This is a genomic window from Arenibacter troitsensis (assembly GCF_900177645.1).
Lineage (GTDB): Bacteria > Bacteroidota > Bacteroidia > Flavobacteriales > Flavobacteriaceae > Arenibacter > Arenibacter troitsensis.
Genome location: NZ_FXAO01000010.1, coordinates 90,705 through 111,326 on the forward strand (window position 1 = coordinate 90,705; position 20,622 = coordinate 111,326).

16 protein-coding genes are annotated in these 20,622 nt (G+C 41.6%); 12 read left to right on the top strand and 4 right to left on the bottom strand.

Annotated elements, in window-relative coordinates; all coding sequences use genetic code 11:
- Positions 1–17: 17 nt before the first annotated feature.
- From B9Y87_RS19010 to B9Y87_RS19065, 12 genes are all read left to right on the top strand, one after another.
- A complete protein-coding gene (locus B9Y87_RS19010) occupies positions 18–1,607 on the top strand; it encodes a sulfatase family protein (RefSeq protein WP_085500545.1) in 1,590 nt (529 codons plus the stop codon).
- Positions 1,608–1,775: 168 nt separating this feature from the next.
- Entirely contained in the window at positions 1,776–3,191 is a 1,416-nt protein-coding gene (locus B9Y87_RS19015) for a sulfatase-like hydrolase/transferase (protein WP_085500597.1), read from the top strand.
- Between the two features lie 609 nt (positions 3,192–3,800).
- Positions 3,801–4,229, top strand: a complete 429-nt coding sequence (locus B9Y87_RS19020) for a hypothetical protein (protein WP_085500546.1) — start codon at positions 3,801–3,803, stop codon at positions 4,227–4,229.
- 272 nt (positions 4,230–4,501) lie between these two features.
- Positions 4,502–5,650: a COG1470 family protein gene (locus tag B9Y87_RS19025; RefSeq protein ID WP_085500547.1), complete on the top strand. Its 1,149-nt coding sequence runs from the start codon at positions 4,502–4,504 to the stop codon at positions 5,648–5,650.
- Complete coding sequence (locus tag B9Y87_RS19030; RefSeq protein WP_085500548.1) at positions 5,650–6,621, top strand: ABC transporter ATP-binding protein; 972 nt, start codon at positions 5,650–5,652, stop codon at positions 6,619–6,621. The genes B9Y87_RS19025 and B9Y87_RS19030 overlap by 1 nt, the downstream gene beginning before the upstream one ends.
- The gene (locus B9Y87_RS19035; RefSeq protein WP_217807548.1) at positions 6,618–7,694 is read left to right on the top strand and encodes an ABC transporter permease; all 1,077 of its coding nucleotides are present in this window, start codon (positions 6,618–6,620) and stop codon (positions 7,692–7,694) included. Before B9Y87_RS19030 ends, B9Y87_RS19035 begins: the two co-directional genes overlap by 4 nt.
- 1,003 nt (positions 7,695–8,697) lie before the next feature.
- Entirely contained in the window at positions 8,698–9,663 is a 966-nt protein-coding gene (locus tag B9Y87_RS19040) for an SMP-30/gluconolactonase/LRE family protein (protein WP_085500599.1), read from the top strand.
- A gap of 255 nt (positions 9,664–9,918) precedes the next feature.
- Complete coding sequence (locus B9Y87_RS19045) at positions 9,919–10,398, top strand: RidA family protein (protein WP_085500549.1); 480 nt, start codon at positions 9,919–9,921, stop codon at positions 10,396–10,398.
- A 24-nt stretch (positions 10,399–10,422) separates the two neighbouring features.
- Complete coding sequence (locus B9Y87_RS19050; protein ID WP_085500550.1) at positions 10,423–11,349, top strand: RraA family protein; 927 nt, start codon at positions 10,423–10,425, stop codon at positions 11,347–11,349.
- A complete protein-coding gene (locus B9Y87_RS19055) occupies positions 11,343–11,786 on the top strand; it encodes a nuclear transport factor 2 family protein (RefSeq protein ID WP_085500551.1) in 444 nt (147 codons plus the stop codon). Before B9Y87_RS19050 ends, B9Y87_RS19055 begins: the two co-directional genes overlap by 7 nt.
- Positions 11,787–11,879: 93 nt before the next feature.
- Positions 11,880–12,968, top strand: coding sequence for a bile acid:sodium symporter family protein (locus B9Y87_RS19060; protein ID WP_245808754.1), 1,089 nt, complete (start codon positions 11,880–11,882; stop codon positions 12,966–12,968).
- A gap of 61 nt (positions 12,969–13,029) precedes the next feature.
- Positions 13,030–15,246: a DUF7133 domain-containing protein gene (locus tag B9Y87_RS19065; protein WP_085500552.1), complete on the top strand. Its 2,217-nt coding sequence runs from the start codon at positions 13,030–13,032 to the stop codon at positions 15,244–15,246.
- Between the two features lie 26 nt (positions 15,247–15,272).
- On the opposite strand, the gene B9Y87_RS19070 is transcribed toward B9Y87_RS19065, so the two are convergent.
- The 4 genes from B9Y87_RS19070 to B9Y87_RS19085 all read right to left on the bottom strand — a co-directional run bounded on the left by B9Y87_RS19070 (position 15,273) and on the right by B9Y87_RS19085 (position 20,602).
- Positions 15,273–16,265: a Gfo/Idh/MocA family protein gene (locus B9Y87_RS19070; protein WP_085500553.1), complete on the bottom strand. Its 993-nt coding sequence runs from the start codon at positions 16,263–16,265 to the stop codon at positions 15,273–15,275.
- Between the two features lie 6 nt (positions 16,266–16,271).
- Positions 16,272–17,183: a dihydrodipicolinate synthase family protein gene (locus tag B9Y87_RS19075; RefSeq protein ID WP_085500554.1), complete on the bottom strand. Its 912-nt coding sequence runs from the start codon at positions 17,181–17,183 to the stop codon at positions 16,272–16,274.
- Between the two features lie 142 nt (positions 17,184–17,325).
- Positions 17,326–18,258 carry a dihydrodipicolinate synthase family protein gene (locus B9Y87_RS19080; RefSeq protein ID WP_176225684.1) on the bottom strand — a complete coding sequence of 311 codons (933 nt, stop codon included), beginning with the start codon at positions 18,256–18,258 and terminating at the stop codon, positions 17,326–17,328.
- A gap of 1 nt (position 18,259) precedes the next feature.
- On the bottom strand, positions 18,260–20,602 hold the full coding sequence (locus tag B9Y87_RS19085) for an alpha-glucuronidase family glycosyl hydrolase (protein WP_085500556.1): 2,343 nt from the start codon (positions 20,600–20,602) through the stop codon (positions 18,260–18,262).
- Between the last annotated feature and the right edge of the window lie 20 nt (positions 20,603–20,622).

Below are 20,622 nucleotides of genomic sequence, written 5' to 3' on the forward strand. Positions count from 1 at the left end.
ATTAATTTAAAAGCATTATGCATTTATTGAAACAGCATCTTAGAGTTTGTTTGTTATTGTTTAGCATGGCTACCGGAGCACAGCGTATTCAAAAACCAAATATCGTCATTATTTATACCGACGACCAGGGTTATGGGGATGTAGCAGCTCTTAACCCCGATGCTAAATTTAAGACTCCCAACATGGACATATTGGCCAATGAGGGGATGATCTTTACGGATGGGCATAGCAGTGATGCGGTCTGTACCCCCTCTAGATACTCCTTATTAACAGGAAGATACAGTTGGCGGACCTCCTTAAAAAAAGGAGTCCTAGAAGCCGATGGACCCTGTTTGATAGAGAAGGATAGGATGACCATTGCTTCCTTGCTAAGCGATAATGGCTACAATACGGCTATGGTAGGGAAATGGCACCTTCAAATGGAGTTTAAAGGAAGTCTGGGCAAAGATCGTGACTGGTCCAAACCCTTTACCGATGGTCCTATTGAGAAGGGATTCGACTATTTTTACGGGATTCCCGCATCCATGAACTATGGCATACTTACCTATTTGGAAAATGATAGGGTTTTGGATCCTCCAGTCTTATGGACCAAGAAGAAGCCTGACACTAACCCTAGGACGTATAGTGATGACATTACCCCAAAGCCCTATAGGATGACCCCCCCTTACGAAAAAGAAGGTGGTAGGGGCTGGGTGGAGGTGGCTCCATCCTTCAATGATGAGTTGGTATTGGAAAACCTGGTCAATAGGGCAGTGGAATATATTAATGAATCCTCCAAAGAGGCAAAAAACGGCAAGCCATTCTTTTTATACTTGCCATTGAACAGTCCGCATTTGCCGCATAGTACCCATCCAGATTTTCAAGGCCGAAGCAACTGTGGCAATTATGGCGATTTTATGGAAGAAACCGATTATAGGGTGGGGCAGGTATTGAATGCCTTAAAAGCCAATGGTGTTGATGACAACACCTTGGTAATCTTTTCTTCGGATAACGGTGCGGAAACCAACTATGTTTATCAACGCGATGTATATGGGCACTTTAGTAGCTTACATTTTAAAGGTGGTAAGCGCGACATATACGAGGGTGGTCATCGCGTGCCCTTCCTAATGCGTTGGCCGGCACAAATAAAGGCCGGTTTAAAATCGGATGTACCGGTTTGCCAGACCGATTATCTGGCGACTATTGCCGATATCATTGGAGTAGAGCTTCCGGATAATGCGGGCGAGGACAGTTATAGCCTGCTGCCCATTTTACAAGGAAAGGATGATGATAAAACGGTTAGGGGAGCGGTAATCCACCATTCGGTATCAGGGGATTTTGCCATTCGACAAGGAAAATGGAAATTAAATATGTTTCGTGGATCCGGGGGTTCACTAGAACCAAGATTTATTCAGCCCAAAGAAGGGGAAGCCGTTTTTGAACTTTATAATATGGAAATGGATCCAAGCGAAACTACCAACCTCTATTATGAGCATCCCGATGTGGTGAAAAGACTTACCAAAAAGATAGTCAATATCATTAAGGACGGTAGAACAACAGCCGGCGTACCACAGGAATATGTTAAGGAGAATTGGGATTTGCCAAATTGGATCAAATCCCAAATTTAGGTACGCTAAGCTGCATTTCCCTTAGTTTTGATCAAATACAGCAAAAATATGGTCTAACAGAGAAATACTTTTTTTGAGTTTTGCGCTAGGTTTGTACCATGGACATTTTTGTGTATACTTGGCTCTATTATGTCCTGTTCAGAAAATTACCATCCAAAAATTAAAAGAATGAAAGTTACTACAAGAGGTATTGTTCTTAGCTTATTCACTTTAATCCTGCTTTCGTGTGGAGCCCGGCAAGAAGCCAAAAAAGAACCTATTGCCGAGGAAAAAACGCAACCGAATATCATATTCATATTTGCCGATGATTGGGGATATGCAGATTTGGGAATTCATGGAAGTACTTTTTGCAAAACCCCCAACCTGGATAAAATGGCTGCCGAAGGCATCGATTTTCAGAACTTCTCTGTGGTTAATCCTGTTTGCTCACCAAGTAGGGTGGCGGTAATGACGGGGCAATACCCAGCCCGACAAAGTGTTCACGGGCATTTTGCGTCCGTAGAATCGCATATAAAAAGAAATATGCCAGATTGGTTGAATCCCCAAGCCCCCTTACTTCCCAAAATGTTAAAGGAAGCTGGATATTCCACGGCCCATTTTGGTAAATGGCATTTGTCCAATACCCATGTTGAAGATGCACCTTCCCCCTTGGAGTATGGATACGATGAGTATGGAGCATTTAATTTACCGAGTAACTTACATCAAATGCATGCGGATTCTACTATATATAAAACTATTGATTTTGTAAAGCGCCATAAGGACAAACCTTTTTTTATTAATGCTTGGATCCATGCAACGCATACTCCCCATTACCCCAAAGAGGAGTACATGCAACAATTTGCACATTTGGACGAACAGCAACAGGTGTATGCTGCTGTTGTGGCCGAGTATGATGCCCGTATAGGGGAATTGTTTTCCACTTTAAAAATTTTGGGAATAGATGAGAACACCTTGGTTGTCTTTTCTTCTGATAATGGTCCCGAAATAACCGGTAAAAATAAAATTACAGAGGATAATTCTACCGGACCTGGTTTAGGGACTTATTATTCCGTTGGGGAAACAGGCGAGCTTAAAGGACGTAAGCGCTCCCTTTTTGCTGGTGGTGTCCGTATACCCTTTTTGGTACGCTGGCCAAGTGTGGTACCGGCAGGAACGATTGATAAAACTACCGAATTGGCCACCGTAGATTTATTGCCGACATTTTTGGAGTTGGCAGGGGCAAGCTATCCCGAGAATTACCAAGCCGATGGAGTAAGCATCGCTTCCGCCATAAGGGGCGAATCCTTTATTAGACAAAAGCCCATTTATTGGGATTGGCGCTTTTCCAGTGACCGGCCCGATTTTTGGCCCAGTGCTGCTGTACAAGAGGGCAACTGGAAACTTTTGACGAACGATCAATTAGGAAGGGCCGAACTATACAATATTGCTTCCGATTGGGCGGAGCAGACAGATGTGTCGGCTGATAATCCTGAGAAGCTCAAGGAGCTCACCTACAAACTCGGGGCTTTTCAAAGTTCCCTACCTATTGCAGCACCTGAAAATTGTTTTTCTAAGGAGAGAGAAACCCTAAAACTTGTAAATTAGAAAGACAAATGGACTTGTAGAATTACTTCTATGGGGCCATTTTAAAAATCAATATATTCCTTTAGCAAGTACAGCACATAGGCTAAGAGGAATATGTTGAACTTGCTGTTTAGGAAAAATGTTATTGGCTTCTTTTTCAGAGTTCGCTTGAAGGATTGAACAGTGAAAGAAGTCTATATTTTCACATTTTTTAACTTTTAGAATTTTCTGTTAATTTTTATTTTTATTCAAAATTTGAAATAGCGATAACATGCAATTTATTAAACGAGAAGACGATTTTTCGCCCACGTTTTCTGTTTGGTCAATTGAAAGAATTACTAATAATCTATTGTCAAATAGTATAATAAGTGGGCGTTATACGGAACCTTCTTACTTAAGGAGGGGATTTCAACACTTTCTTCCCGATTTTCTTTCCGGGAGCAATTTTTACGAATTCAAGTTTTACAGATGAAGGTATCTTGTCCCTTAATTGGAGCAGGGACTGTTCCAAATACCCACTAAGATAAATGGGTTAAATGGGAACCCTTTAGCCCAAAAAAAAATCATTTTTCGTTCTGTTTCTTTAGACGATTACTTGCTAACAGTAAAGTATAATTTAAAAAAATAGTTATGGAAGCAATAAATACCACTAAGAATAAAAACTACCAAAGAAGACTTAACTCCTACCTGCCGTTGAAATTTAAGAAATTCCAAATGCAAATGGACAATTTTGGGGTCCATATCCTCATTTCGGCCAATTTTCTTAAAAAAGGCAATCATTCCCTAAAAATACAGAATGGCATTCTGCACCTAAAAATAAAGCGGGCCACAGGTTTATTTGGGTATGCCATTGATTCCGCTTCACAAAAGGACCAATATAAGGACATGGATTTTCAAATTAGTTTGCCCCATAAAAAGTTCAGGCATATAAATTCCGTTCGCTATCAAAACGGTTCCCTGCAAATTCACCTAAGTGATCGGCAGGGATCCCGAGATGGAATAAAGTATGTGGGACCATCAACAATGTTCCATCGATCTACTTCATCCATACGGCATTAAAGAGCTATTGGCGTACCAGCGGTTAATAGGGGATCCATACCTCTGTTAGACTATAAATAGTTTAACCTGCTTATATAGACATGAATTCCATATAAATGTAGCCAAGGAAGATATATAGTACCTATGGCACTATACAAACCATGATTATTGATTATGGGGAAATCTTAATAAAAAGGGAATAGATACAAATTGATTTTGAATGAATACAGAATAGACTGGCTGCTGGCTCGGCCCAAACTTGTTAACCTTTTATAAATTATAAACCATATTTTATGAAATCCAATAAACCTTACTTAAAAAGTGTACTCTTTTTGTTTACCTTATTATTCTTTTATAGCCATGGCGCCATGGCTGGGAACGGAATAACACTCTATACCCCCTATACCTACATTACGGTACCGCCTGGAGAATCCATTGACTATACCGTTGAGGTTAAAAACTATGGTAGTCAGTTGAAGGATGTGGAAATTGACCTTTCCGGCTTACCAGATGAATGGAATTCCTCCTTAAAGGCCGGGGGCTATTCCATTAAGCGCATTGCTGTTTTGCCGGGTGAGAAAAAAACGGTATCCTTAACCCTAAATGTACCCTTAAAGGTAGAAAAGGGGAAATATAATATAAGGCTTGTTGCCAAGAATTACGATGTGCTGCCCATTGTGGTCAACGTTTCGGAAGAGGGCACTTTTAAGACCGAATTCAGCTCGGACCAGATCAATATGGAAGGGCATTCCAAATCCAATTTTAACTTTTCCACAAAATTAAAAAATCATACGAGTGAAAAGCAATTGTACTCCTTGTTGGCGCTACCACCACGGGGTTGGAACGTGGCCTTTAAGCCCAATGGTAGGCAGGCCACGGCAGTGGAGATCGAAGCGGGTAAAACCACCAATATTTCGGTGGAGGTACAGCCTTCCCCGCAAGTAACATCCGGATCTTTTAAAATACCGATAAAGGCTACCAACAAGTACAGTTCGGCCGAATTGGAATTGGAGGTGGTCATAAAAGGGTCTTATGATTTGGAACTTACCACCCCAACGGGATTATTGAGTGCCAATGTTACTTCGGGGAGGGAAAAGCAATTGGAGCTGCTACTGAGAAATACAGGAACCAGCGAACTCAGAAATGTTAGCTTTAGCTCTTCAAAACCCAAGGATTGGGAAATTACAATTGAGCCGGATACTATTCCTGTAATTCAAGCTGGGGGCAGTACTAAGGTACAGGCTACCATTAAATCTGCCGATAAGGCCATTCCCGGCGACTACCTGCCCAAGATTACGGCCAAGACCCCAGAGGCTTCTTCAACGGCTTCCTTTAGGATTATGGTAAAGACACCTTTATTATGGGGTTGGCTAGGAATCTTTATCATTTTGGGGACCTTGGGGGGAATCTATTATCTGTTTAGAAAATACGGTAGGAGGTAATGGCGGAAAAGAGTATAGATATAAAGGGATTGACCAAAAAATATGGCGAGCATATAGCGGTAGACAATTTGAACCTCACTATAGAAAAAGGCGAGATATTTGGTCTCTTAGGGCCCAACGGGGCGGGCAAATCAACAACAATTCTTATGATCCTTGGACTTACCGAAGTGGATTCGGGGAGTGTAAAGGTGTGTGGGATAGACAGTAGCAGGTACCCGCTGGAGGTGAAAAGAAAAGTAGGATATCTACCGGAAGATGTGGGTTTTTACAACGATTATACCGGATTACAGAATCTTATGTATGTGGCCCGCTTAAACGACATCCCGGAAGAAGAGGCCAAAAAGGCGGCTTTGGAGATATTGCAAGAGGTGGGGTTGGAAGATGTCAAGGATAATAAGGTATCCAGTTATTCCCGAGGAATGCGGCAACGTCTTGGCCTGGCCGATGTGCTTATAAAAAACCCCGAGGTAATTATATTGGACGAGCCTACCCTAGGACTTGATCCCGAGGGGGTAAAAAAGTTTCTTCAGCTCATTGTTCGCCTCAGTAGAAAAAAAGGCATTACCGTGCTGTTCTCCTCCCATCATTTGCACCAGATTCAACAGGTATGTGACAGGGTGGGGATCTTTGTGAAAGGTAAAATGTTGGCGGAAGGTAAAATTAGCTCCTTGGCGCAACAGTTGTTTTCCAAGAATGCCTTTACCTTGGAAGGGGGCATAGCCACTTTGACAGAAGATGTAGAACCACCTCTGCCATTAAAGGAGATGGTCCAAAAAATGAAGGCGATACCAGAGGTGGCACATGTGGAATTGGTGGACAATGGATTTGTAGTAGAATCCCATAGGGATGTATCCGCTTATTTGTCCAGACTTATCGTAAAGTCGGGATACGGACTTAATTTTCTAAGCAAAAGGGAATACGGTTTGGACGACATTTATTATCAATATTTTCAAGAAGATAAAAACAGATGAAAAATAAAGTTTTAAGGACAGGGATATCAAATTTAAAGGCATTGACCATTAGCGATTGGACCTCAAACCTGCACTCCTTGATGTTTAGGGATGAGGATGCAGGAGCCGGTAAGGGTAATTTTCCTTGGGGCCCTTTTAAGGCGATGGTACAAAAGGAGATTTCCGATCATTTTAGGAACTGGCGTTTTATAATACTATTTGCCATTATTTCGATGGCCTGTATGGGAACATTATTTGCCACTTTGGCCGATGGCATGAAGGCCATTGCGGCAGATAGTTCAGGAAATAGCTTTTTTTTCTTGAATTTATTTACAAAATCCAATGGTACCCTGCCGCCTTTTTTTGGATTTGTGGGATTCCTCGGGCCTTTGTTTGGAATAAGTTTGGGGTTCGATGCCATTAGTTCGGAACAGCAAAGGGGAACCTTGAGTAGGATTATGGCGCAACCCGTTCCCAGGGATAGTATTCTTAATGCTAAATTTCTGGCAGGGATAATCGTGATCAGTGTTATGTTTTTTACATTGAGTTTTTTGGTTTTGGGGTCGGGGCTCATAGCCATAGGAATACCGCCTACAGCCGAAGAGTTTATGCGGATATTGGTATATACCGTACTTAGTATTGTCCATGTATCCTTTTGGTTAAACCTTGCTATTTTGTTTTCGGTCCGTTTTAAACAATCTGCCACTTCCGCTTTGTTGGGGATAGCGGTATGGTTGTTTTGTACCATTTTTTATCCTTTGATAGCCAACATGATCATTAAGGCATATGAACCCTCAAAATTCGCGGCCCCCAAAGCCATTTATTTCTATGAAAAATTGAAGTTCTATCTGGGGCAGATCATGCCAAATGAGTTGTTTGATGGGATTACCTCCGCCATACTGGTACCTTCCATACGTAGTTTGGGGCCGCTAAGTATGGAGCAATTGCAGGGGGCCATCCCTAGTTCCCTGCCATTGGGACAGAGCATTATGTTGGTATGGCCGCAGTTTACGGGATTATTGGCACTTACATTGCTTTGTTTTCTGCTTTCCTACCTCGTTTTTATGAAGCGGGAAATACGCTCTAGGGGATAAAGCATGCAATGTAATTGGGTTGTGGGCCTTGCCTTCAACCCTATTTTTCCAGAACTTCGGGCGTACCGTAGCACGTATGCAGAAAATCAAAGTATTTGAAAAAGATAGATTTTGTCCCTTGTATATGATAATATTTGGTCGGTATGCTAGGTACTTCCTAATTCTTCCGTACCTCAGCTTTTCTAATTTAATCTTTTTGTTTGATGGTGGTTAGCAGAGGTTTGTTCAAAGGAATACCCTCCTTAAGCTTTTTGAGTCTTAGTAACGCTTCCAAAGAATAATAATCCGCATAATTAATGGAGTAGTCAATTTCGCTGCCATTGGGTTCAGCTTGCCCAGAGGATTAATACCTTTTATTACCGCAACCCATTGCTAGGAGTATTTTAATTGTCATTGTTTCGTGCTTGATCATTTGTGATGTTCGGGTATAAAAGGTCTTTAATTGGCCTGTTGATTTTTCATATGTGAAAGATCATTGCTTACAATTATTTGATTTAAACTATTGGTTAAGCCTATGGATTTTGAAATTTTTAATGATACAATTTAGAAGTTGCTATTCTTTTTTTTTCCAAACAATGTAAGCACAATTAAATAAACGAAACTACTGTCTTTTTTCACTGGAAATATTCTAAACAAAGGAATAAATGGCCCTATCCTATTGGGGGTAGTCTTTTGGGGAACAAATTGTTCCTAAATTTTGAGTTTTATTGTTCTAGTTTGGAATATTGATAACTGCTTGACAATTTCTTGCATAGCGGTATGCCCTAACGGAACAGGAACTACTCCGGTTTTGATTTGTGATATTTTTTTAAGGCATATAGAGAGAGGGGCAATCTAAATTTAATATGTATATTTAAAAGTATATTTTCTGGGATCAATGCTGATTTTATAATTGGGAATGTGGCTACCAACTTTTTTGGAATTTCATTTCCGTACTTTTTTGGTGAAGGATTTTATCTAAGGGAATATATAAAAGCAATAGTCATTCTTTAATTAAATGGGCATGAATTATAAGACAAGTTCATTGTTTAAATGTCAACTAATAGGCCTTGGTTTAGTGCTAAGTATAGTAGGATGTAAGGAAAAGCGGGAAAATACCGATAAAATAGAAACTGAGGATATTAGTATTGGGCAAAAAACGGAATTGTACCAAAGTACGGAATTTACTGCACCCGCACTGTTTCCTTCTGGAATAGAAGGACCTGCGGTGGATGCCCATGGAATTTTGTATGCCGTTAATTTTGAAAGGACGGGAACCATTGGCAGAGTTGATTCCAATGGCAAAGCTTCCTTATTTGTTAATCTCCCAGAGGGTAGTATTGGTAATGGGATCCGTTTCAATAGCAAGGGAGATATGTTTATAGCCGATTATACCAAGCACAATATTTTAAAGGTGGATATGGATACCAAGGAGATAAGCGTGTTTGCCCATAACGCTGATATGAACCAGCCCAATGATGTGGCCATAATGGACAATGATATACTTTTCGCCAGTGATCCCGATTGGAAAAATTCGAAGGGACAAATATGGAAAATAGACACTAATGGTACCGTTACTCTTTTGGAAGGGAATATGGGGACCACCAATGGGATAGAAGTTAGTCCAGATAACAAAACACTCTACGTTAACGAATCGGTCCAGCGCAATGTTTGGGCTTACGATCTTTCACCAACTGGGGATATAAGCAATAAACGCCTTCTGATCAAATTTGAGGATTTTGGAATGGATGGCATGCGCACCGATGTACAAGGTAATCTATACATCACAAGGCATGGAAAAGGAACAGTGGTCAAGGTGTCGCCCAAAGGTGAAATTCTAAAGGAAGTACAGTTAAAGGGCAAAACCCCTTCCAATATTGCCTTTGGAGGTAAAGACGGCACTAAGGCCTTTATAACACTTCAGGACAATGGTAATTTTGAAACCTTTGATACAGAGGATCCAGGAAGGGAATTTGTAATGAATAAGTAGATTTTAGGTATCTATAATAGCAGTAATACCAATGTAAAATTGTTTTGGTAGGTTATACCAAAGCTCTATAATTCTGCTATTCCAATTAGTGGGTTCAACAATTGTATGGGCAACCATTTTAGGATGGAGAAATTTTCATATATTCATGTTATTGGCAATAGACCATTTAAAAACAAGCGCTTAGAAGGTTTGGAGTGTCATTAGCCGCAAATTAGAATTTCATTTTAGAACACATATAATCATAAATTTTAAACCATGGAAAACAAAACAACAACAAGAAGGGCATCATTTAAAAAATTAGGAATGGGCTTGGCTGCTATATTTGGAATAGGCACGGCTGCTAGGGCAATGGAAGGAGGTTCAAAACCAAAAAAGGAGGTAGTGGGAGATATCGTTATGGACCAGGACATCCCTTTGTTTTCGGGTGGGGTAAAGCATGGAAATACCCTATATATAGCGGGTAAGGGGGCGCATGTGGAACCTTTTGAGATCAAGGCGCATACCGAGATTGTTTTACAGGAGTTGGAAAAAGAGCTGAAAAAGCATGGTTCTTCCATGGATAAGGTGCTCAAAGTAAATGTGTATTTGGCCGATTTGGCCGATTATAAGGGAATGAACGAAGTGTTTAGGGGGCGTTTTGGACCAAATCCTCCAGTAAGGACCACCGTGGCCACCTATGGGGGCGTACCTGGAAATTCTTTGGTTGAAATGGACTGTATAGCTGCCTTGGACTAAAAGAGGGATAAATATTTAAGGATTATGAAGTTCAATATAATTGTACAGTTCCTTTGCTTTTTTACATTGAATTCCTTTGTTTTAGGACAGACCATTCCCAAGGAGGAATTGATTTTCCTGACCTCTGAATGGCAAGGGGAACGCTTTGAGGACGGCCGTCCAAAAATTCCGGACGATCTTTTGGAACGGGCAAAAAAAATTGGGATAGATGATGCATGGACCGTCCTTGAAAACGAAGGATATAAAAATCAGTTCGAAGGCAATTGGAAAATGGTACATGATGAGGTTCCTGTGGTAGGCAGGGCACTTACTGCACTGTTTATGCCCAGCAGGCCCGATGTGGAGAAGAACATCAAGGAAAGGGGTATAAATTCCCAAGGGAGGAAGGGCAACACCAATTCATGGCCTATAGAGGTACTCACCAAAGGCGACGTTTATGTGGCCGATAGCTTTGGCAAGATCGATGCAGGCACACTTATGGGTGCTACTTTGGCTACCTCCATTTATAGCAAATCCGGGAACGGAGTAGTTTTTAATGGCAGTGCAAGGGATTTGGAGAGTATAAGCCAGATGGAAGGGTTCAATGCCTTTGTACGCGATTTTCACCCGTCCTTTTTAGAGGAAGAAGTGCTTATGGGACTCAATACCCCGATACGTATCGGTCAGGTAATGGTGTTGCCGGGAGACTTGGTACTGGCCAAAAGAGAGGGGGTACTGTTCATTCCTGCGCATTTGGCGGAACAGGTCGTGGGTACCGCTGAATTTGTGGCCCTAAAGGACCAGTTTGGCTTTGAGATGGTAAGAACAAAGAAATATTCCACAGGGGAAATAGATAGCAAATGGACAGAGCAGCTAAAAAAGGAATTTTTGGTGTGGTTGGAAAAGCATCCCGAATTGGGAAGTATGTCCAAGGAAACTTTGGATAAGGTATTAAGCAAAAGGACATGGTAGTCGTAGCACGGAATTTAATAATTGGTGTTAAGGATTACTGTATCCTAGCCGTTATGCCCTTATTGGTTTTGATGGGCTGTAAGCAAAATATGGATCAAAGCCCAACCAAGGTTACGGGGGATGAACAAATTCAAATTACAATGGAAGAAGTTCAACAGGCCGTGTCCATTTTTAATGAAGCTATGGTCAATCCTACCGTGGAACTCATGGACGACTTATGTGCGGACCAGCTTACTTACTGGCATTCCAGTGGACTTATCCAGAACAAATCAGAATTCATAGATGATATAGTTAACGGGCCATGCCATTTTATGTCTTTGGAAGCTGCAGATCAGTCGATCCATATTTCGGGCAATACAGCTATAGTCCGCCATATTTTTCTGGCCAAGGGCACCAATACCGGGGAGCCTGTAGATGTCTGTATAGGCAATGTATAGGTATACCAAAAAAATGGGCAAGGTACACTTAAGCTTTTGGCCAGACAGGCCTATAAATTGCCCAACTAACTAAACTACCTAAACCGACCAATTTTGAAAAAACCAACTTTTTATTCCGTATGCCTTGGCGTGGCCGCTGTATTGCTGCTAGTTGTACTGGGCATGATCCTTACACATAACCTAGAAAATGCAGGTCTTTTTATAATGGCCTTTTTTGTACTTTTGGCCCTTGGCTTCAGTGGATATAAATCTTTGAACAGTTATGTTTTTACTGCCTCCATATTTGCCGGAGTGGCCCTTGCCCTATATTACCCACATTACTTTTTGCAAATTGGCAATTTTAAACTTACGGCGCTAATTATACCCTTGATCCAACTCATCATGTTCGGCATGGGTACCTCCATGAGGATTAGTGATTTTGCGGAAGTTATCAAGTCTCCCAAAGGCGTTATGGTAGGGGTCACCGCACAGTTGGGCATTATGCCGATTATGGGTTTTGCACTGGCTAAATTTAGCAATTTTCCACCGGAGATAGCCGCGGGAATTGTGCTGATAGGCTGTTCCCCCAGTGGGGTGGCATCCAATGTAATGGCCTATTTGGCCAAGGCCAACCTGGCCCTTTCCATCACCATAACCTCTATCTCAACACTTCTAGCCCCCTTTGTTACCCCGCTTTTAATGAAATTATTGGCTGGCGAATTTATTGAAATTGATGTACTGGACATGATGTGGAGTATTGTAAAGATGATTATACTGCCCTTAGGTGCCGGGCTTCTGCTCAACCGTTTGAGGGGGGATAAGGGTAAATGGTTGGACAAGGCTCTTCCCGTAATTTCAATGTTGGGGATAGGTCTTATAATTGTCGTAATAACGGCAGCGGGAAGGGATAGTCTTTTGGATATCGGTGGAATCTTAATGTTGTTGGTACTGATCCATAATTTATTCGGCTATATGCTGGGGTATTGGTATGCCCGATTATTGAGATTGAATGAGCAGGATTCACGTACTATTGCTTTAGAGGTGGGAATGCAGAACGGAGGCCTTGCTTCGGGTATCGCAAATTCATTGGGTAAGATAGCCACCATGGGTCTGGCTCCGGCCGTATTTGGACCACTAATGAATATAACCGGATCTATTTTGGCCTCCTATTGGCACAAGAGACCTCCAAAAGAGGGACAATGATTCGAAAATTAAACTTAAATTTGGCCAAACCGCAAATATTTGAATTACAAGTTGATCAATTATGAATAAAATTTATGGGTGCTTACTACTATTGGTGATAGTTGGTTGTGGTAAGAAGGAGTACAAGGATAAGATTTATGTAAAACCAGAAATTGTAAGGGAAGCCCCGTCAGATTTTCTTTCCCCCGAGGAAAGTCTTGAAAAGTTTTACCTGCCCGAAGGATATAAGATAGAACTGGTGGCATCCGAACCTATGGTAAATGAACCTGTGGCCATAGCTTGGGACGGAAACGGCAAGATGTATGTGGCCCAAATGGACACCTATATGCAAAATGTGGATGCAATTGGCGAAGATGAACCTATTAGTCAGATAAAACTTCTGGTAGACCTGGACGGGGATGGAAAAATGGACAAGAGTACCGTCTTTATCGACAGTCTTTTATTACCCAGGATGATTTTGCCTCTAGATGACCGACTTATTGTAAATGAAACCTATTCCTATGATCTTTGGAGTTATAGGGATACCGATAACGATGGTGTGGCGGACGAAAAGATTAGGGTTTATGAAAATCCAAAAAGAAGGGGAGGAAATCTGGAACACCAACAGAGTGGTCTGGTTTGGAACTTGGATAATTGGGTGTACACCACCTATAACCCCCTACGGTTCAGGTTTAACAAAGACGGTGTTCAAGTAGATTCTTTGGTAGATGGTTCCAGCGGGCAATGGGGCCTAACCCAGGACGATTTGGGAAATATGTATTATTCTTCTGCAGGTGGCGAAACGGCAGCCTATGGTTTTCAAGTACCTCCAATTTACGGGGAAGTGGATCTGGAAGGACAGATCTCAGAGGGATTTATGGAACCATGGCCAGTGGTGGGTACCCCTGATGTTCAGGGAGGTGCAGAATTAAGGTTAAAGCCGGATGGTACCCTTAATAAATTTACCGGGGTGGCCGGACAAGAGATATTTAGGGGTGATAAATTACCTCCATCCACCTATGGCGATTTATTTATTCCGGAACCTGTGGGCAGATTGGTACGTAGAGCCAAAGTAAAAAATGAGAACGGTAAAAAAGTGCTGTACAATGCATATGACGAGGCCGAGTTTTTGGCATCTACAGATTTGAACTTTAGACCTGTACAGGCACAAACAGGACCGGATGGGAATCTTTATATTGTGGATATGTATCGTGGAATAATCCAGGAAGGAAACTGGACCAGGGAAGGAAGTCATTTAAGACCGGTTATCCTTCGCAAAGGATTGGACAAGAACATCGGTAGGGGAAGGATATACCGAATAGTCCATGAAGACATTAAGCCGGCAGGAAAACCAAATCTTTTGAATAAATCCGCAGCGGAACTAGCGGATTATTTAGGACACCCTAACGGTTGGTATAGGAATACGGCACAAAAGTTGATTATCTTAAAAGGGGATATGGGTGTTGTGCCCAAGCTGAAGGAAATAGCCAAGAACAATGAGTCTTTTTGGACCGAATACTTTGGAAGTAAGGATTATCCCCGTGAAAGGGTCCATGCCCTATGGACGTTGGAGGGTCTAGGTGTTGTGGATAAATCACTTATTCTAGAGAAGCTAAACGATAAGGATTACAGGGTCCGTATTACTGCCATAAGGTTGAGTGAGGAGTTTTTGAAGAAAGAAGATCGGGACATAATGCAGGCCTTGGCCAAATTACAAAATGACACCGATATTAATGTGGTAAATCAATTAGTACTGAGTTTACGTTATGCCAAAAGTAGTGAAGGCTCAGATCTCCTAACTTCCATATCGGAAAAATATAAGGACAATGAGATGGTCATGGCTTCCGTTGAACTAGGTTTAAAAGCCAAGGATTCGGATTTGCAACAATTAAAGCATAAACTGGCCAATAAAAGTAATGGTCATAAATGGAGAGCTTTGGACGGATATGATATTTATAAACAGACCTGTGTAACCTGCCATGGCCCAGATCTAACCGGGGTTCCCAATGGAGAAAATTCTCTGATAGCACCTTCCTTAATGGGTTCACCGAGAGTTACAGGCGATAAAGAAGTGCTTGTAAAAATTCTTCTAAATGGACTTACCGGACCAATAGACGGAAAGGAATATGGTATTATGCTCCCAATGGGCTCCAATGACGATGAGTGGATCGGTCAGGTGGCTACTTACATACGCTCCATGAATAATACTACCATGGTCCATGAAAATGAGGTTAGGGATATCCGTGCCAAAAATCCGGACAGGAAAAGTTATTGGACTTTAAAAGAATTGATGAACTAATTACTGTAAAAAGGGGCAAAAGGAGGTTACATAAGTACCCGTTGCCCCTTTAAATTACTTTCCTCCAACTTTTCAATGACCAGCATATTCTTAACGGCATCCTCAAGTGGAGTAGGCACTGGGGTATTGTTTTTTATGGCCTGAGCAAAAAGATCGGCCTGGATGGTGTATTGATTGCAGGTATCAAATTCAATGGCTTGGCAATCTTCGCCTATGCTGACCCATATTTTGGAAGGCCTGTCTATGGGCGGATTAAAAGGCAGTTCAAATTTTATATTTCCTTTACTGCCGAAAATTTGTGCTTGTTGATTGTCCGCCAATTGTGTAGCGCTAAAAAATACCGATGTACCGGCTTCAAACTCCAGTATTCCGGAGGCTAGGACATCTACCTTAAATTCGGGATGGTATTCAATAACCGAAGCAATGCTTTTAGGTTCCGAATTGAACAAAAAACGGGAGAGGGAAATTGGATAGCAGCCAATATCCATTAAGCTTCCGCCTCCAAACTCCTTATTGTTTACAATGCTATTGGGGTCATCTTCATAAAAAGAGAAAGAAGATTGAATGGTTTTAATGTCACCAATAACTTTTTGGTCCACTAATTCCTTAACCTTTATCCATTGGGGATGATGTCTATACATAAAGGCTTCCATAACCTTTAAGTGCGGGTACTTTTTGGCTTCCTGCAACAATTTTTGGGCTTCTTGGCTGGATAGTCCAATAGGTTTTTCAACCAAAACATGTTTGTTCGCTTCCAAAGCCTTAATGGCCCATTGCACGTGCAGATGATTGGGCAATGGGATATAGACGGCATCTACTTCCTTATCGGCCAATAATTCCTCATAGGAACCGTATGGTTTTTCTATTTTATATCGTTTGGATATAACTTTGGCCTTTTCCAAATTTCTGGATGCAATAGCATAAACCTCTCCATATCGGCAGTTGAGCATTGCCGGTATTACATGCTCCGTTGCAATATGGGCAGTGCCCAAAATTCCCCATTTTAGTTTTTTGCCCATACTCTTTTATGCGACCTGTGACCCTGCGAACTGGTCTAAATATTCCTTCACCTTTTCCCTTTCCTTATTTTCAAATTTTCTTAATGGAAGGGCCATATGGTCCTCGCAGATATCCATTACCGATAGGGCACATTTGATGCCCTTGGTTATTCTAGAAGCATTTTTCCCCACGCAATAGATACTACTGTTCACAAAGGCCACCTTATTGCGAAGTATTTTTATATCTTCCAAATTCTTTGCCACAGAGGCGTTATATAGATCAACAAATAACTCTGGTAGGAAATTTGCTCCTCCCGCTACTGCTCCATGACCACCATAAATGATGGTCTCCGGTAAAAATAATTCTGTACCTACAATGATGGAAAATTCTGGAGTTTCCTTAAAAGCTTCAATAAGCGAGTAGAAATAGGACATATCACCAGAGCTGTCCTTGATACCTATGGCACCTAATTCCTTAGCCTTTTTTACCGTTTCCAGCGAAAGGTGAAGTTTGGTACAGCTTGGCATATTGTACATCATAACCGGCAAGGATAATTGTGGAATTAAACGCTCCAAATAGTCGATCATTTCTTCTTGGGAAATGGGAAGATAATAAGGAGGGGCTACCACCACTGCATCTGCACCAGCTTCTTTGGAGTGGGCTGCAATGTCCAAGGAACCGCTAAAGGAGGTATCGGTTATACCAACCAGAACAGGAACCCTTCCACGGATATATTTACAAGCTTTGGTAATAAGCTCTTTGCGCAATGCATAGCTAAGACTAGGAGCTTCCCCGTTGGTACCTAAAAGGAATATGCCATGTACACCACCATTAATTAGGTGCTCTATAAGTTTTTCCAATCCTTTTTCATCTAAACCACCATCTGCGTTAAGAGGTGTGACCATTGGGGGAATGATCCCTTTTAATTCTAATGCCATATATTTTCTTTAGTTGGAACAAAGTAAATTTAAAAGGCAAGGGTGTACCACAACTATATTATTTAAAACAGATAATATATTGACCCTTGTGTCTTTTATCCTAAGGTTTTGTCAGAAATTGTATAGGCCGCATTTATCAAGGTCAATAAATATTGGACCTTTGGGACTTAAGCTGTTTTTCAAGCTTGATTATTGTGTCTATGTGTTTGTCCGCCAATTTTTTATGTACGGCATCAAAGGGAAGGATAGGATGGCGAACATTGGGGGTATTGTAAATTCCTTGTCGGTACAATAACCGTTTAAAGAAATGTATGGAAATATCCAAGTGTTGATTGGAAAAGGACAGCACCGGAATAATTTTCCCGAAAAGGGCCTCGGCATCTTCCGTCCTACCTTCTGTATACAAACGATAGATGCTAGTGTAAATGAAATGCATTCCAGTGGGCATAAAGGCATGTACACCTCTTTGTAGCCCTTCCATCATCTGGGTAACGGCCCAGCCTCCGCTAATGTTCAATTTCCCTTGGGTAAGTTCTAAAATTCTTGAATATTTGGGACCCGCTGGGACGGTTTCAATTTTTAGACATTGGAATGCAGCCACTTTTTCAAATAAATCTACTATAAGGTCATCCGAAAGGCCATAACCGGTAGCATCCCAATCTTGTAGCATAATCACTTCTGGATCAAGAGCCGCCAATTCCATAAAATGATTCCTGAACTGTTGCTCCTCTACAAAAGGAATCTGCAATAGAACATTCTTACAGCCCAGTTGCAAATAGGCCTTTAGAAGCTCCTTGCTTTTATTTAGATCCGTTTCCCCTGCACCTCCAATAACTGGGATCCTGTCCCCTACGGTTTCCAATACCGTGGATAGCATTTCCAATCTTTCCGAATGGGATAATTTATATACTTCCGCGGCCATTGCGGGCACCAATATACCCGCAACTCCGGCCTTTAATGCTTCCTCTACATTGTTCTTTAGGGCTTTATGGTCAATGGTATCCTCCTTGGTAAAGGGAGTGTTGAGAACGGTAACTATTCCTTTTAGTGGGAAGCGATTTTTTTCGGCCCACATATTATGGTTGTTTAATAAGCCAAACATCGGTTACCCGTGATTGTTTTCTCCAGTTAAGGTGTTCCTCATCTGGTTTATCAAAGCTTATTTTTAATAGACCGTCCTTGATCAAATTCTTGGGAAGTGGGAATTCTTTAAACTCCTCAAAACCTTTTTCATATTTGGTAGGTTTTAGGCGTTCTCCATTGGCTCTTAATAGGGCCTCTCCATAACCGGAAACACGAATTAAATAATCGGAATCGGGATCCAGATCATGGTATTCCAAGGTAGGGGTAAATTGGAACAATTGGGTAGAGAGCCGCTTTCTGCTTATACCGTCATTTTCCCATAGAAAGTCTATGGCATCATCGGTTTTTGAGGTGACATGCTTGGCATCGGCACTGGAAATATTATCATAAAAACTGCCTTCTCCGGGAGATTCATAATTTTTAATAAATTCCAATCGCGCAAGCTTGTCAGCTTCCGACTTAAATTCGCCAATTTTATTAAATTCGTCTTCCAGCCACCATCTATTGTTCAAGGGGTAATCTATAAAGTCCAAAATGGCCCCCCGTTCTGCGCCACGTGCCTGATATTTTTCCACGCTGGTCTGGGCACCTATGGATCGAAAAAGTTTTTCGCCATATTCAAAAACCTTTTCCTTGAGGTCTTGGGAAACCAATTCGGTATCGGCCTTTTTTATGTGTTGTAGGGCATCGCTCATAGCTTTGTCGGCCCCAATGGTATTGGCCTGCGCCAGTATTTCATATGCTTCGTCCTCCAGCCTCTTTTCATAGGCAAGTCGGTCCTGAATATAAGCGTCGTAATAGGCCCGCATAATTAATTGCTGCCACCTCCAATTATTTGCCAGATCGGGGTTGTTTTCTTCCAAGCCTTTCCACAAGGCCAAGGTCTCTTTTATGGAATTATTTTCCAAAATGGGTCCATCCCAATTTTTTTCCAAATTAAATATGCCTTGGGCCGCTTCTTCTGCCACCTTAGGGCCAAAGAAGAATTGGGTGTATTCTTGGATGATGGTTTTGGGATCTTTCTTGGAATCCCAACCCAATTGGCTCCATAATACTTTATTAACGTCGTCATGTGAACCATCGGAATAGGTAATAAATCCATCGGTATATTTGGTATCCCTGTTAAAAAGTTGGGTGTACATAAGTGGTTGTGGATTGATAGGTTCCCTCCCCAAGGTCAATGCATAGGCCTGATCCCAGTTATCTACTGGATAATGACATCTAACCGTATGGGTTATGTCCGGATAAAAACGGTGCAGATATTTTTTCGGCAACATTTCGCGCTCCAGGTCAATAGGAGGACTACTAGGTCCGTAAACCACACCTTTAAGCCAATCCGGACTTTCCTTGTCTAGGTAATTAAAAAAATAGTCTACTTTTTCCTTATTAAAACCTTGTAATGAAACCCATATACCGGCATTTGGATGGTATTTGTGCAGTATTTCCGATAAGTCGTTTAAATAAGGTATGAGCTGGGCAGGATGGTTTTCCCCTGGATCTCCGCCCGGAACAAACACTCCGTCCAATCTTGGACATTTTGCATAGAAGGCCTCCTGTTCTGCAAGTCCGTCCGCATGCGCATTTTTTATGGTCAGGTCATGCGGTGCCGGTGTCCAGACCCAATAATCGGCATCGTACTTCTGGCAAATTTTACTTAGTTCCACTTCCATTATCTGGGGATCTATCTTAAAGTGGGGACTGGAATTTGCTTCCTGAAATGGAATATTTTCAAAACTGTTGGCTCCAAAAAGCACTTGTTCCCTAAAATGCTGATCAAACTGCTCCACTGTCCAAGCGTCCCAGGAATTGGCAGTATTCCTGTAGCCGAATTGGTGTCCGCGAAGCGCATATTCCGGGGCTTCGGAATAATCAATGTTAGGGCTAAGTGTTATTTGGCTCTTACTCATTTTAGCGGTTCGCAATAGTTTGCCAATGCCATAAAGGATGCCCCTTTCGTCTGCCCCTATGATCCATAAAGTGTTCTTGTCCCCTTCATGGACATGGAAAAGGCGATAGCCTTCTTTTTTTAATTCGGAGGCATTATCGGCCTCAGGTGCGGGTACTTTTGCTCCGAACAATTCCTTTTCATGGGCCAGGGCCAAGGCAATGGTAATATTGGAATCCCAATTTTGGTTTAATCCTAATTGAAGATCGGTTCGTTTTTTAATTTCTTCGATTAGGATGTTAGCCGCTGTTTCTTGGATCGGAGATTTAATTTGAGCCGAGATCACAATGTTTGCTTGGGAAAGGTCCAAGGTTTTAGGTTGTTCCTTTTCGCAAGACAGCATACAGCCAATACCAATCAGTAGCAGCCAAAATCTTAATTGTCTTTTCATCTTGTGCGACATTTTTATTA